This window comes from Micromonospora sp. NPDC049799 (genome assembly GCF_040656655.1).
Lineage (GTDB): Bacteria > Actinomycetota > Actinomycetes > Mycobacteriales > Micromonosporaceae > Micromonospora.
In genome coordinates, this window is sequence record NZ_JBFAMU010000094.1 from 1 (window position 1) to 13,980 (window position 13,980).

At 73.1% G+C, this 13,980-nt stretch carries 15 protein-coding genes; 3 read left to right on the forward strand and 12 right to left on the reverse strand.

All coding sequences use genetic code 11. The features are described 5' to 3' along the window. Positions 1-766 (reverse strand): amidase (locus AB0I76_RS10520; RefSeq protein ID WP_357032926.1); only part of this gene is annotated, 766 nt, incomplete at its 3' end. 230 nt (positions 767-996) lie between these two features. Between AB0I76_RS10520 and AB0I76_RS10525 the strand changes: the two genes are divergently transcribed. Beyond that, positions 997-1,920: an alpha/beta hydrolase gene (locus tag AB0I76_RS10525; protein ID WP_357032929.1), complete on the forward strand. Its 924-nt coding sequence runs from the start codon at positions 997-999 to the stop codon at positions 1,918-1,920. Positions 1,921-2,001: 81 nt separating this feature from the next. Here AB0I76_RS10525 and AB0I76_RS10530 read toward each other — a convergent pair whose 3' ends face one another. From AB0I76_RS10530 to AB0I76_RS10580, 11 genes are read right to left on the reverse strand one after another with little or no spacing between them, the layout of a single operon-like run. After that, entirely contained in the window at positions 2,002-3,018 is a 1,017-nt protein-coding gene (locus tag AB0I76_RS10530; RefSeq protein WP_357032933.1) for an amidohydrolase family protein, read from the reverse strand. Continuing rightward, complete coding sequence (locus AB0I76_RS10535) at positions 3,018-3,542, reverse strand: 3-hydroxyanthranilate 3,4-dioxygenase (protein ID WP_357032936.1); 525 nt, start codon at positions 3,540-3,542, stop codon at positions 3,018-3,020. The genes AB0I76_RS10530 and AB0I76_RS10535 overlap by 1 nt, the downstream gene beginning before the upstream one ends. After that, positions 3,539-3,967 (reverse strand): RidA family protein, encoded by a 429-nt coding sequence (locus tag AB0I76_RS10540; RefSeq protein ID WP_357032940.1) that lies wholly within the window; start codon positions 3,965-3,967, stop codon positions 3,539-3,541. The genes AB0I76_RS10535 and AB0I76_RS10540 overlap by 4 nt, the downstream gene beginning before the upstream one ends. Continuing rightward, entirely contained in the window at positions 3,964-4,737 is a 774-nt protein-coding gene (locus tag AB0I76_RS10545; protein WP_357032942.1) for a fumarylacetoacetate hydrolase family protein, read from the reverse strand. The genes AB0I76_RS10540 and AB0I76_RS10545 overlap by 4 nt, the downstream gene beginning before the upstream one ends. Continuing rightward, complete coding sequence (gene dmpG, locus AB0I76_RS10550; RefSeq protein ID WP_357032945.1) at positions 4,734-5,807, reverse strand: 4-hydroxy-2-oxovalerate aldolase; 1,074 nt, start codon at positions 5,805-5,807, stop codon at positions 4,734-4,736. Before dmpG ends, AB0I76_RS10545 begins: the two co-directional genes overlap by 4 nt. Then, on the reverse strand, positions 5,804-6,733 hold the full coding sequence (locus tag AB0I76_RS10555) for an acetaldehyde dehydrogenase (acetylating) (protein WP_357032948.1): 930 nt from the start codon (positions 6,731-6,733) through the stop codon (positions 5,804-5,806). The genes dmpG and AB0I76_RS10555 overlap by 4 nt, the downstream gene beginning before the upstream one ends. Further along, positions 6,730-7,527, reverse strand: a complete 798-nt coding sequence (locus AB0I76_RS10560; RefSeq protein WP_357032951.1) for a fumarylacetoacetate hydrolase family protein — start codon at positions 7,525-7,527, stop codon at positions 6,730-6,732. The genes AB0I76_RS10555 and AB0I76_RS10560 overlap by 4 nt, the downstream gene beginning before the upstream one ends. Next, positions 7,524-9,029, reverse strand: a complete 1,506-nt coding sequence (locus tag AB0I76_RS10565; RefSeq protein ID WP_357032954.1) for a 2-hydroxymuconic semialdehyde dehydrogenase — start codon at positions 9,027-9,029, stop codon at positions 7,524-7,526. Before AB0I76_RS10565 ends, AB0I76_RS10560 begins: the two co-directional genes overlap by 4 nt. Beyond that, complete coding sequence (locus tag AB0I76_RS10570; protein ID WP_357032957.1) at positions 9,026-10,393, reverse strand: NAD(P)/FAD-dependent oxidoreductase; 1,368 nt, start codon at positions 10,391-10,393, stop codon at positions 9,026-9,028. Before AB0I76_RS10570 ends, AB0I76_RS10565 begins: the two co-directional genes overlap by 4 nt. Continuing rightward, the gene (kynU, locus tag AB0I76_RS10575) at positions 10,390-11,667 is read right to left on the reverse strand and encodes a kynureninase (RefSeq protein WP_357032960.1); all 1,278 of its coding nucleotides are present in this window, start codon (positions 11,665-11,667) and stop codon (positions 10,390-10,392) included. The genes AB0I76_RS10570 and kynU overlap by 4 nt, the downstream gene beginning before the upstream one ends. A gap of 14 nt (positions 11,668-11,681) precedes the next feature. Beyond that, positions 11,682-12,581, reverse strand: a complete 900-nt coding sequence (locus tag AB0I76_RS10580) for a tryptophan 2,3-dioxygenase family protein (RefSeq protein ID WP_357032963.1) — start codon at positions 12,579-12,581, stop codon at positions 11,682-11,684. 167 nt (positions 12,582-12,748) lie between these two features. Between AB0I76_RS10580 and AB0I76_RS10585 the strand changes: the two genes are divergently transcribed. Further along, the gene (locus AB0I76_RS10585; RefSeq protein WP_357032966.1) at positions 12,749-13,237 is read left to right on the forward strand and encodes an Lrp/AsnC family transcriptional regulator; all 489 of its coding nucleotides are present in this window, start codon (positions 12,749-12,751) and stop codon (positions 13,235-13,237) included. 92 nt (positions 13,238-13,329) lie between these two features. Then, positions 13,330-13,872: a hypothetical protein gene (locus AB0I76_RS10590; RefSeq protein ID WP_357032969.1), complete on the forward strand. Its 543-nt coding sequence runs from the start codon at positions 13,330-13,332 to the stop codon at positions 13,870-13,872. Positions 13,873-13,980 lie beyond the last annotated feature (108 nt).

Below are 13,980 nucleotides of genomic sequence, written 5' to 3' on the forward strand. Positions count from 1 at the left end.
CGGCGGCCCGGGCGACACCGAGCCAACCCCCGGCGGGTTGGGCCGGCGGCAGGTACGGCTCCCCCGCCACCGGGTGGGCCAGCACGTCGAGCAGCGCCGCCACGTCGGCGACGGTTCGCCCGATCGGCCCGTTGGTCGGCAGCCCGTACGCGCCGAAGCCGAGCGGTCCGCCGGAGACCAGCCCCCGGCTGGGCTTGTAGCCGACCAGCCCGCACATCGACGCGGGGATGCGCAGCGAGCCACCGCCGTCGGAGCCCTGCGCGACGGGCACCAGCCCGGCCGCCACGGCCGCCGCCGCGCCGCCACTGGAGCCCCCGGCGGTGTACGCGAGGTCCCACGGGTTGCGGGCGGGCGGGGCGACCAGCCCCTCGGAGTAGAGCGAGCAGCCCAGCTCCGAGGTGGTGGTCTTGCCGAGGCTGATCAGGCCGGCGGCCTTCATGAAGCGGACCACGTCGGCGTCGACCGGCGGCACGAAGTCGGCGAAGGCGGCGGAGCCGAAGGTGGTGCGCACCCCGGCGGTGAGGGTGAGGTCCTTGACCGCCGTCGGCACGCCGTGCAGCGGGCCACGGTCCACGGGCGGAACGGTGTCGGCGGCGTCGGCCGCGGCGAGGGCCGCCTGGGCGGTGACGGTGACGAACGCACCCACCGTGTCGCCGAGCGCGGCGACCCGCTCCAGGTGGTGCGCGACCAGTTCGCGGCTGGACAGCTCGCCGCGCGTGATCGCGGCGGCCTGCTCCAGCGCCGTCAGGTCGTGCGGCTCGGCCATCCCCTCATCCTGCCCGGTGGGACGCCGACGGCGGGGGCGACACGACCGACCGCCGGGCGGCGAGGACGCCGGATGCCGCATATCGCGGTGACAGGGGCCGCCCGGGATTGGCGGCCGGCGACACGGCGACGGACGATGACGTATCGATGGACATGCATCGATCGGTTCCTGACCGCCCACCACCATCGGCACCGGAACCGGGCCCTCCGCACCCCACAGGGAGCGACCACATGCCATCCGCAGCCCCCACCGTCCCCCGGCACGGTCCCCGTCCCGGACCGGCCCCCCGCTGGGCCACCGCCACCGTCCGGGCGGCGCTGACCCTGCTCCTGGTCGGCGCCGGCCTGACCGCCGCCGCGCCCGCCCAGGCCGCCGCGAGCCCCTACCAGCGCGGCCCCGACCCCAGCGCGGCGAGCATCGAGGCGAGCCGCGGCCCGTTCGCCATCGCCCAGACCACCATCGCCGCCTCCAGCGTCAGCGGCTTCCGCGGCGGCACCGTCTACTACCCCACCAGCACCGCCGAGGGCACCTTCGGCGCGGTGGCGATCTCCCCCGGCTACACCGCGACCCAGTCCAGCGTGGCCTGGCTCGGGCCCCGGCTGGCCTCGCAGGGCTTCGTCGTCGTCACCATCGACACCCTGTCCCGCTACGACCAGCCGGCCAGCCGCGGAACCCAACTGCTCGCCGCCCTCGACCACCTCACCAACACCAGTACGGTGCGGACCCGGATCGACCGGAACCGACTCGCCGTGATGGGCCACTCGATGGGCGGCGGCGGCACCCTGTCCGCGGCGAACGCCCGGCCGGCGTTGCAGGCCGCGATCCCGCTGACCGGCTGGCACACCGTCAAGAACTGGTCCGGGGTACGCGTCCCGACGCTGGTCGTGGGTGCGGAGAACGACTCCATCGCCTCGGTGACCTCGCACTCGGAGCCGTTCTACACCAGCCTGCCGTCCACCCTGGACAAGGCGTACCTCGAACTCAACGCCGCCAGCCACTCGGCGCCCACGTCACCGAACGTGACCATCGCCAAGTACAGCATCTCCTGGCTGAAGCGGTTCGTGGACGACGACACCCGCTACGAACAGTTCCTCTGCCCGGCGCCACGCGGCACGACGATTCAGGAGTACCGGGACACCTGCCCCCACTCCTGACCCCTTCTGCAAGCGGTGGACGCGCCACTTCCCGGGAAGCGCGTCCACCGAGGCGCCCGGGACCCCGGATCGCACGGTCGATCAGGCGACCTGCCGGTCCATGCCGAGGAAGCGCAGGGCGTTGCCGCCGAGGATCCGGGCGCGCTGCGCGTCGGTGAGGAAGTCCGACCGGTGCACCACCGCGCCGACCGGGCGCTCCCCCAGCGGGTACGGGTAGTCGCTGCCGAGCAGCACCCGCTCGGCGCCCATCGTGTCGACCAGCAGCCGCAGGGCGGCCGGCTCGAAGACGACGGAGTCCACGCTGAACCGGTCGACGTAACGGCTCGGCGGCATCGTGGAGGCGCCGCGTACCAGGTCGTTGCGGCGGTGCCAGGCGTTGTCAGCGCGGCCCAGCCAGAACGGGAAACTGCCGCCGCCGTGCGCGAAGCAGATCTGCAGCGTCCCGGGCACCCGGTCGAAGACGCCGCCGAGGATCAGCGCCAGCACCGACAGGTGCGTCTCGGCGGGCATGCCGGTGAGCCAGCGGGCCATCCAGCGATCCAGTCGGGGACCACCGGGCATGTCCCAGGGATGCACGAAGACCGGCGCGCCGACCTCGGCACAGTGGGTCAGGAACTGCACGATCCCCGCGTCGTCCAGGTCGCGGTCGCCGACGTGGTTGCCGATCTCCACACCCACGTGGCCCGACGCCAGGCAGCGGTCCAGCTCCGCGCAGGCCGCGTCCGGGTCCTGCAGCGGCACCTGGCAGAACGGCACGAGCCGGTCGCCCCCGGCCGCGGTGACCTCCAGGGTCAGGTCGTTGAAGATCCGGGCGACCTTGACGGCCTGGTCCGCCGGACGGTCGTAGGAGAAGAACACCGGGGTCGGCGAGACGACCTGCACGTCCACGCCGTCGGCGTCCATGTCGGCCAGGCGGGTCGGCGCGTCCCAGCACGCCGCGCCGACCGGCCGGAACTCCGTCCCGCCCACCATGATCATGGCGGCGCGCTCGGAGTCGATCCGCAGCCAGGGCCAGCCGGACCCGCCGCACGCCGCGGCGAGGTCCGGCCACCCCTTCGGTACGAGGTGCGTGTGGACGTCGACGACGGGTGGCCGCATCAGCCCTTGCCCGGGTGCAGCGCGCCGCAGTTGTCGCAGGTGCGGGCCTTCTCGTCGGCGTAGAACGCCTGGAACACCGGGGGCAGGTCGGCGGCGATGTCGCGGACCTGCAACTCCACCTCGTGCACCTTGTGCCCGCACTCCGGGCAGTACCACTGGAACCTCTCCAGCGTGCCCTCCTCGCGGACGCGCTCGACCACCACGCCGATCGAGCCGGCCTCCGGCCGCTGCGGCGAGTGCGGGGTGTCGCGCGGCAGCATCCACATCTGCCCCTCGCGCACGTGCACCGTACGCGGCCCCTCCGGGAGCATCAGGTTGATGTGCATGTTGCCCTTGACCTGGTAGAAGAACTCCTCGTACGGGTCGACGTGGAAATCGGTCCGCTGGTTGGGGCCGCCCACCACCATGACGATGAAGTCGTCCCCACCCGGGAACATCTCCCTGTTGCCCACCGGCGGCTTCAGCAGGTGCTGGTTCTCGGCGATCCAACCGGGGAAGCTGAACGGCTCCGCGATCTCACTCACGACGACTGACCTCCTTGTGGGGGGAGCAGGGCGACGGCCTGCATCTCGATCAGCAGGTGCGGATGGGGTAGCTGGTGGACCGCGACGGTCGTCCGGGTGGGGCCGGTGGCGTCGAAGAACTCCGCCCACACCTCGTTGTAGCCGCCGAAGTCGTTCATGTTCACCAGGTAGCTGGTGACCTGGACGAGGTCGCCGAGGTCGGCACCGACCGAGCGCAGCAGGTCGCGGATGTTGCCGATCACGGCCCGGGTCTGCTCCCGGACGTCCAGGTTGGTCGTGCCGAACTCGTCCACCTCGACACCGGCGAAGCTGTTGTCCGGCCGCCGGGACGACGTACCGGAGACGAAGACGAAGCCGCCCGCGACCTTGACGTGCGGAAACGCGCCGCGCGGGACGGCCTTGCCGGCCACCACCCGGGCCGTCATGCCGACGCCCGCAACGACGCCGTGCCCAACGTCTCCACGACGGCCCGGACGTGGGCGCCGGGGCGCAGCGGCACGGCGGCCGTCGCGGCGCCGGCCAGGAAGACCCAACCCTCCTCCAGGCGTACGCCGTGCCGGCCGGCCAACCGGACACCCTCGTCGAGGGCCCGGCGCGGGTCACCGAGGATCGCCGCCGTCGAGCCGACCTGGGCGACCCGCCCGTCGATCTCCAGCAGCACACCGAGGTTGTCCAGCCCGTCCGGCACCGGGCTCCACGGTCCGACCACGAAGGCGGCGGCCGACGTGTTGTCCGCGACGACGTCGGGCAGCGAGAAGGTGAAGTTGGCGTAGCGGGAGTCGATCAGCTCGATCGCCGGTGCCACCGCGCGCACCGCGTCGGTGAAGGAGCCCAGCGGCTCGCCCGGCTCGGGCAGGCGGTCCAGCAGGAACGCGACCTCCGGCTCGACCCGGGGGTGGATGAAGGCGCCGTGGTCGACCGTGCCGCCGTCGGGGACCCGCATCGCGTCGGTGAGCCGCCCCCAGATGACCTCGTCGACGTTGACCTGCGCCATCTTGGCCCTGCTGGTCAGGCCCATCTTCAGGCCCACCAGCCGCTCGCCCCGCTCGATGCGACGCTGGACCAGCGCGGTCTGCACCGCGTACGCGGCGTCGACGTCCAGGCCGGTGTCGGCGGCCAGCTGGGCGATGGCGGTGGCGTTGTCCGCGGCGCCGCCCAACTTCTCGGCGATCCCCGCGATGTCCGGCCCGATCATGCGGTCTCCTCCTGCTCGCGGCGGCCGGCGAGGTCCAGCGCCACGTCCACGATCATGTCCTCCTGGCCGCCGACCATCCGGCGCCGGCCTAGTTCGACGAGGATCGAGCGGACGTCCACGCCGTACTTCTCGGAGGCACGTTCGGCGTGCCGGAGGAAGCTGGAGTAGACGCCCGCGTACCCGAGGGAGAGGGTCTCCCGGTCCACCTGGACCGGTCGGTCCTGCAACGGGCGGACGACGTCGTCGGCGGCGTCCATCAGCGCGAACACGTCGCAACCGTGCTTCCAGCCGTGCAACTCGGCGACCGCGACGAACACCTCCAGCGGGGCGTTGCCGGCGCCCGCGCCCATCCCGGCCAGCGACGCGTCCACCCGGACGGTCCGGCCGTGCGCGGCGTCTGCACCGGCCGGGGTGGCGCCGAGGATCCGCCCGTGCTCGACCGCGACCACACTGTTGGCCACGCCGAGGGAGAGGTTGTGGTGGGCGTGGATGCCGATCTGCGTCTCCGGCTCCAGCACCTGCCGGTACGCGTCGACCCGCTGGGCCACGTCGGACATCAGCAGCCGGCCGCCGGAGTCGGTGACGTAGACGCAGTGCGCGCCGTACGACTCCATCAGCTTCGCCTGCGCGGCCAGCGCGGCCGGGTCGGCCATGTGCGACATCATCAGGAACCCGGAGACGTCCATGCCGTTCTCCCGGGCCCAGGAGATGTGCTGGGCGGAGATGTCGGCCTCGGTGCAGTGGGTGGCGATCCGGACGCTGGCCACGCCGAGCGCCTTGGCCGCCCGCAGGTCGGCGATGGTGCCGATGCCGGGCAGCAGCAGGGTGGTCAGCTTCGCGGTGGTCAGCACCTCGGCGGCGGCGGAGATCCAGTCGGCGTCGCTCGCCGCGCCGTGCCCGTAGTTGACGCTGGACCCGGCCAGCCCGTCGCCGTGCGCGACCTCGATGGCGGCCACCCCGGCCGCGTCCAGCGCCGCCGCGATGGTCCGCACCTGGTCCACGGTGTACCGGTGGGCGATGGCGTGCATGCCGTCGCGCAGGGTCACGTCCTGGATGTACAGGTCCGTCATGCGGTCACCGTCCTGCGAAGGGCGACCAGGCGCTCCGCGGTGCGCAGCGCGGCCGAGGTCATGATGTCCAGGTTTCCGGCGTACGCGGGCAGGTAGTGACCCGCGCCGGAGACCTCCAGGAAGACCGACACCTGGAGCCCGGTGAGGTGCCGCCCGAGCGACGGCACGTAGCTGTCGACCCGGTCGAACTGCACGTCCTGCTTCAGCCGGTAGCCCGGGACGTACTCCTGCACGGTCGCCACCATGTCCGCCACCGAGGCGGCGATCGCGGACCGGTCGGCGTCGGCGTCCGGGCAGAGACAGTAGACGGTGTCCCGCATGAGCAGCGGCGGCTCGGCCGGGTTCAGCACGATGATCGCCTTGCCGCGCTCGGCGCCGCCGACCACCTCGATCGCCCGCGCGGTGGTCTCGGTGAACTCGTCGATGTTGGCCCGGGTGCCCGGCCCCGCGGACCGCGAGGCGATCGAGGCGACGATCTCGCCGTACGCCACCGGGGTGACCCGGCCGACGGCGGCGACGATCGGCACGGTCGCCTGGCCACCGCAGGTCACCATGTTGACGTTCGTCTCGTGCAGGTGCTCGTCGAGGTTGACCGGCGGCACCACGTACGGGCCGACTGCCGCCGGGGTCAGGTCGACGACCGTCCGGCCGTGGGCGCGCAGCACCGCGTCATTGTGCCGGTGCGCCCCGGCCGAGGTGGCGTCGAAGACCAGTTCGACGTCGGCGAACCCGGGCAGCGCGACGAGCCCGTCCACGCCCCCGGCGGTGGTCGCGACGCCCAGCCGCCGGGCCCGCGCCAGGCCGTCGGAGTCCGGGTCGATGCCGGCCATCGCCACCATGCGCAGGCTGTCACTGAGCCGCAGCACCTTGATCATCAGGTCGGTCCCGATGTTGCCGGACCCGATCACCGCCACACCCGTGCTCACTGGTCACCGCCCTTCGAGAAACACGTCCGGACCGAACCGAGGCCGGATATCCGGGCCTCGTACGCCGCGCCGGGGGTCACCGGCACCATCGGGCCGAGCGCTCCGGAGAGCACCACGTCGCCGGCCCGCAGCGGGTCGCCGGAGCGGGCCATCGTGCCGGCCAGCCACTCCAACGCGTGCAGCGGGTTGCCGAGGCAGGCCGCACCGGCACCGACCGAGACCGGCTCCCCCGCGTGCTCCAGGACCATCCCGCACAGCCGCAGGTCAACGTCGGCGAGCCGGCGCGGGGTGGTACCGAGGACGAACAGGCCGCTGGAGGCGTTGTCGGCGACGGTGTCCACGATGGAGATGTCCCAGCCGGCGATCCGCGAGTCGACGATCTCGATGGCCGGCAGCACGTGGTCCACGGCGCGCAGCAGGTCGGCGGTGGTGATCCGCCCGTCGGGCAGGTCGACGCCGAGGACGAAGGCGACCTCGGCCTCGACGCGGGGCTGGAGCAGGCGGTCGATGCCCACCTCGGCGCCGTCCGGCACCGCCATGGCGTCGGTCAGGACGCCGAAGTCGGGCTGGTAGACGCCGAAGCTCTCCTGCACGACGGGGTTGGTCAGCCCGATCTTCGCGCCGACCCGCCGGTGGCCGTGCCGCAGCCACTCGCGGACCTGCGCCTGCTGGACGAGGTACGCCGAGGCGACGTCCCCCTCGGTCAGCAGCCGGCCGCGCAGCGGCGGGCAGGGCTTGCCGCTCTCCCGGGCCTCGGTCAGCTCCCGGGCGGCGGCTTCCAGATCAGAGGTCATGTGAGATCCACGCAGACGTTGGTGAGTTCGGAGTAGAAGTCCAGCGAGTGCACGCCACCCTCGCGGCCGATGCCGGACGCCTTCACCCCGCCGAACGGGGTGCGCAGGTCGCGCAGGAACCAGGTGTTGACCCAGACGATGCCGGCGTCCAGCCGCGCCCCGGCCCGGTGCGCCCGGCCCACGTCCCGCGTCCAGACCGTCGCCGCCAGGCCGTACCGGGTGCCGTTGGCCAGGGCGTACGCCTCGTCCTCGTCGTCGAAGGGCGCGACGTGCACGACCGGGCCGAAGATCTCCTCGGTGTTGGTCCGGGCGTCCGGGCCGAGCCCGGTGAGCACCGTCGGCTGCACGTAGGCCCCGCCGTCGCGGGCGTCGCCGAAGCGCGGCGTCCCGCCCCCGGTGAGCACGTCGGCGCCCTCGGCGCGGGCCAGGTCGTAGTGGCCGAGCACCTTCTCCCGGTGCTGGTGCGAGATCAGCGGCATGTTCGCGGTCGCCTCGTCGGCCGGCCACCCGTACGCCAGGTCGGCGGCCCGCTTCGCCAGGCGCGCGGTGAACTCCTCGTAGACCGGGCGCTGCACGTAGATCCGTTCGGTGCACAGGCAGACCTGCCCACCGTTGGTGAAGCTGGACCGCACCGACCCGGCGACCGCCGCGTCCAGGTCCGCGTCGGCGAAGACCAGCCCGGCGTTCTTGCCGCCCAACTCGAAGCTCACCGCCTTCACCCCGTCGGCCGCCGCGCGCATGATCGCCCCGCCGGTGGACGACTCGCCGGTGAAGGTGATCGCGTCGACGTCCGGGTGCCGGGTGAGGAACTCCCCGGCCGAGTCCGGCCCGAAGCCGTGCACCAGGTTGAACACCCCGGCCGGCACGCCGGCCGCCGCCATCACCTCGGCGAGCAGCGTCGCCGAGGCGGGCGTCTCCTCGCTCGGCTTCACCACCACCGCGTTGCCGCAGGCCAGCGCGGGAGCGACCTTCCAGGTGAGCAGGAGCAGCGGCAGGTTCCACGGCACGATGACGGCGACCACGCCGACCGGCTTGCGGACCGCGTAGTTGAGCGCCCGGCCACCGGTCGGGGTGACCGTGGTGAACGACTCGGTGGGCGCGGTCGCCACGATCTCGGCGAAGGCCCGGAAGTTCGCCGCGCCGCGCGGAACGTCGAGCGTACGGGCCTGGGAGATGGCCTTGCCGGTGTCGGCGACCTCGGCGGTGACCAGGTCGTCGAAGCGGCGTTCCAGCTCGTCGGCGACCCGGCGCAGCACCTCCGCCCGCTCCCGCTCCCCCATCCGGCCCCACGGGCCGCGCAGCGCCGCACGCGCCGCCGCGACCGCGTCGTCCACGGTGGAGCCGCTCGCCTCGGCGACCTCGAAGACCGGCTCGCCGGTCACCGGGCTGCGCTTGGTGAACCGGCGTCCCGCCTCGACGAACTCGCCGGCCACGAAGTTGCGCAGCAGACCCGGCCCGTCGGGCGACCGACCGGCCGTCAACCGGGGATCCCAGACGGTCATCGACGCCTCCCTCGTTGCGTGCCGGCGGCCGGGCCACCGGACGTCCGACCGACCAGGGCCCCGACCGTGCCGGCCACCAGCAGCGCCGCTCCTGCGGCGACGGCACCGAGCACGCGGTGCTGCCGGCGGACCCGGCGGCGCACCTCGGCGTACGGGGTGGTCGAGAAGGACACCAGCTCGTACTGCGAAACGTACCGGCCGGGAAGGGCCCGTTCCAGCGCGTGTTCCACCCGGCGGCCCAGCCGGAACAGCGGCGAGGCGACCTTGTCCCGCATCTCCACGAAGTTGGTCAACGCCATCCGCGCGATGGCCTCGGCGTTGACCTGCCGGCGGTGCTGGAACAGCGGCAGCGCCGCCGACCAGTCGTCGGCGCACTCGTCCAGGCACCGGTCCAGTTCGACGACGTCCTCGAACGCGGCGTTGGCGCCCTGGCCGTAGAACGGCACGATGGCGTGGGCCGCGTCGCCCAGCAGAGCGACCTTCCCGTCGACCTGCCACGGGTCGCAGCGGACGGTGCCGAGCACGCCCACCGGGTTGTGCTGGTAGTCGTCCACCAGGTTCGGGGCCAGCGGCGGCAGGTCCGGGTAGTGCGTGGCGAAGTGCCGCTCGATCGCCGCCGGGCTGCCGAGCGAGGCGAAACTCGCGGTGCCGTGGGTGGGCCAGAACAGCGTGCAGGTGAACGAGCGGTCCGGGTTGGGCAGCGCGATCATCATCGAGGTGCCGCGCGGCCAGATGTGCAGGGCCTCCGGGTCCAGGGCGAAGTCGCCGTCGACCGGCGGGATGGTCAGCTCCTTGTAGCCGTAGTCGAGGAAGTCCAGGCTCTCGGTCAGCAGCCCGTACCGCAGCAGTTGTCCCCGCACGGCGGAGCCGGCGCCGTCGGCGCCCAGGACGACCGACGCGCTGGCCGCGACCGTGCCCTGCGGAGTCTCGAAGGTCATGTCGCCGCTGGCGGGGTCGAGCCCGACCAGCCGGTGGTCGAAGGCGACCCGCACGCCGGGCAGCGCGGTGGCGGCGTCCAGCAGCGCGTTGTTGAGCGCGCCCCGGCTGATCGAGTTGATCGCCCGGTCACCGGAGACGCTGTACGACTGGAAGTGCGACTCTCCGGAGACCGGATGGATCATCCGGCCGCGCATCGGCAGCGCGTCCGCCATCACCTGCTTGTCCAGCCCGATCCGGCGCAGCGCGTCGAGACCCCGCTCGGACAGCGCCAGGTTGATCGAGCGTCCCCGCTCGACCGTGCCGGTGCGGGGGTCCGGCCGCCGCTCGTAGATCGCCACCGGGTAGCCCCGGCGGGCCAGGAAGCAGGCCAGCAGGCAACCCGCCAGCCCGGCACCGACCACCGCGACCTCGTCCCGCCGGATCATGACCGTCCCTCCACCGTCGCGGCCAGCGCCTCGGCGACGCGCCAGCAGTCGTGGTACGTCGAGTAGAGCGGCACCGGGGCGAACCGGATGATGTCCGGCTCCCGGGCATCGGCGATCACGCCGTGCTCGTACCGCAGCCGCTTGGCCAGCCCGGCGGCGCTGCTGGCGCCGATCCGCACGGACAGTTGGCAGCCCCGGCGCGCGGGGTCGCGCGGGGTGACCACGGTCAGCGGCCGGTCGGCGGTCACCTCGTCGAGCAGCCGTTCCAGCCAGCCGGTGAGCCGCAGGCTGCGCTCCCGCAGCGCCGGCATGCCGACGGAGTCGAAGATCTCCAGCGAGGTGCGGACCGGGCCCATCGCCAGGATGGGCGGGTTGGAGATCTGCCACGCCTCCACGGTGGCCGGCGGCCGGGACACCGGGGTCATCTCGAAGCGGGTGGCCGACTCGGTGCTCCACCAGCCCTCGAAGCGGGGCAGGTCGGGATCGCCCAGGTGCCGCTCGTGGACGAAGACGCCGGCCAGCGCACCGGGCCCGGAGTTCAGGTACTTGTAGGAGCACCAGGCGGCGAAGTCGACGTCCCAGTCGTGCAGGGCCAGCGGGACGTTCCCGGCCGCGTGCGCCAGGTCCCAGCCGACGACGGCACCGGCGGCGCGGCCGGCCGCGGTGACCGCCGGGATGTCGAGCAGCTCGCCGGTCAGGTAGTTGACCCCGCCCAGCAGCACCAGCGCGACCGTGTCGCCCTCGGCGGCGAGGAAGTCGCAGACGTCGGAGGTGCGCAGGGTGTCCTCACCGGCCCGCGGCGTCAGCCGGACCACCGCGGTGTCCGGGTCCAGGCCGTGGAACCGGGCCTGGCTACGGACGGCGTAGCTGTCCGAGGGGAAGGCGGTGTCCTCGATGACGATCCGGGTGCGACGGCCCGCCGGCCGGTAGAAGCTGACCATCAGCAGGTGCAGGTCGACGGTGAGGGAGTTCATCACCACGACCTCCGCCGGGCGGGCGCCGACCAGTCGCGCGGCGGGCCCGGTGAGCAGCTCGTGGTACGGCAGCCACGGCCGGTTCGCCTCCAGGTGCCCCTCGACGCCCAGCCGCGCCCAGGCGTCCAGGTCGGCGAGGAGGTCGTCCCGGGTCGCCCGGGGTTGCAGGCCGAGCGAGTTGCCGGCCAGGTACGCGGTCTCGGGGTAGCGGCCCCCGTCGGCCGGCGGCACGTGGAACAGGTGCCGGTGGCCTCGGTCGGCCGCGTCGAGGCGATGGGCCTCGTGTTCCAGGGTGTGCATCTCGTGTTCTCCGGTCACATCGCGGTTCGGGCCGACCACAGCTCCGGGAAGACCACCCGGGCCATGCTGCGCTGCAACCACGCCAGGCCGGCCGAACCACCGCTGCCGACCTTGGCGCCCATCGTGCGTTGCACCGCCTTGACGTGGTTCCACCGCCAGTCGCCGAACTGCTCGGCCACCTCGGCCAGGGCCTCGCCGAGCAGGCGCAGGTGGTTGTCCGGCCCCTCGTCGTCGTAGATCCGCACCCAGGCCGCCTCGACGGCCGCGTGCGGCTCGTGCTCCCCGGCGACGTCCCGCTCCAGCAGCTCGGCCGGGAGGTCGTGGCCGTGCCGGGCGAGCAGCGCGACGACCTCGTCCCACACGCTGGGGGCGGCGAGGGTGGCCGTCAGGTCCGCGTACACGTCGGTCTGGCGGCGGAACGGCCGGATCAGCGCCGGGTCCCGGAGCCCGAGCAGGAACTCCAGGTGGCGGTACATCGCGGACTGGAAGCCGGATCCCTCGCCGAGCAGGTTGCGGAACCGGTTGAAGTCGGCCGGGGTCATCCAGCGCAGCCCCTTCCAGGCCGCGTTGAGCCCCTCCAGGTGCAGGGCGGCGCGACGCAGCGGGGCCAGGGCGTCCCAGACCCGGTCCTCCCGCAGCAGGCGGGACGTCTCGCGCAGCTCGTGGCAGGTCAGCCCGAAGTACAGCTCCATGATCTGGCTGACCATCAGGAACGACATCTCGCCCGGGTCGTCGCTCAACGGCGTCTGCAACCGGTGCAGCGTGCTGGCCTGCACGTACGCGTCGTACGGCACGCGCTCGGTGAACTCCAGGGTGGGCTCGCCGCCGTTGCGGGCCGCCCGCGCGGCACGTTGACGCGGGGTGACCGGCCGCACCGCCGCCCGGTTGGCCGCTCTCGGGTCCGTCCGTTCCACGTTCCGCTCCCTCCGCTCGCACCGTTCCACCGGCGACACGCCGGTGGACGCCATGATCTCGCGGTGGGAACCGCCGACGGAATGCCGAAGCAACGGCGCTGGTCAGGTGGGACCTCTGGGATGAAAGGCGATAGGCGGCATCGGGTTGGAGAACGTAAGGTCGGAGCGTGGACGAGATGGACTGGGCGCTGCTGCGCGAGCTTCAGGCCGACGCACGGCTGTCCTTCAGTGAGCTGTCGCGCCGGGTGCACCTCTCCCCGCCGGCCGTCGCCGAGCGGGTGCGGCGGCTGGAGGAGTCGGGCGTGATCACCGGCTACCACGCGCACGTCGACCTGGCCCGCGCCGGTCGCACCGTGGTCGCGCTGATCCGGATGTCCTGCTACGGGTCGCGCTGCATCCTCAACGATCCCGAGGTGGCGGGCTGGCCGGAGATCATGGAAATCCACCGGATCACCGGCGACGCGTGCAGCGTGCTCAAGGTCGCCGCCGGCTCGATCGGCGAGTTCGAGGGGGTCATCGACCGGCTCGCCCCGTACGGCCAGCCGTCCAGCACCATGGTCCTCTCCACCCCGCTGGAGTGGCACCCGGTCGCCCCGCTGGGCGGAAGGGAAGGCCCCCCCGTCAACGCCTCCGGTAGAGGAAGGGCCCCCGCTTAACACGCCGTCCCTCCGTGTGCCCGGCCGACCAGCGGGAAAGCACCGCGCGTCGCCCCAGCAGGACCGGTGCACCGGTGCCGGGAGGGAGGATCATGCGGGGTCTGCGACCGTACCCGAGCGTGTTCGACGCCTCGGGAGTCATCGTCCGACTGCTCGGGGCGCTCGTCCTGATCGGGGCGTTCGCCCTGGTCGGAGCCGCGCCGGCCCGGGCGGAGGAGAACACCTTCGTGGAGGTGACACCCAACCCCGCCCAGGCGGGCACACGGGTGAGCATCCGGGCCAGCTGCGACAACGCCAACAACGAGCAGGCAACCGTGCACTCGGACGCGTTCGACCGGGTCGTGCTGCGACCGGACAACGGGTTCCTCACCGGACAGGTCACCGTGCCAGGCAGCAAGGAGCCCGGCGACTACCCGGTCGACCTGCGCTGCGACAACGGCAGGACCGCGACGTCCACGTTCACCGTGCTGGACATGGCGCAGCCCACCAAGGGACCGGCGACCGGGGGCGGCGGCACGGCCGGCGGCACCGGTCCGGGTTCCCTGCTGCTGATCGGGGGCTTCGCCGCGGTGGCGCTCGCCGTCGGGTTCGGCTTCTTCGGGGGCCGCCGTCGTACCACCGGAGCCGGTTCCTGACCCGCCGTCGCCATGGCCGGCTCACACAGGCGTAGCAGAGAACCGGGGCGCGTCGGCGCCGCCACCCGGCGGGCGCTGCGCGCGTCCGGCCGGGTGGCCGCCGTGACC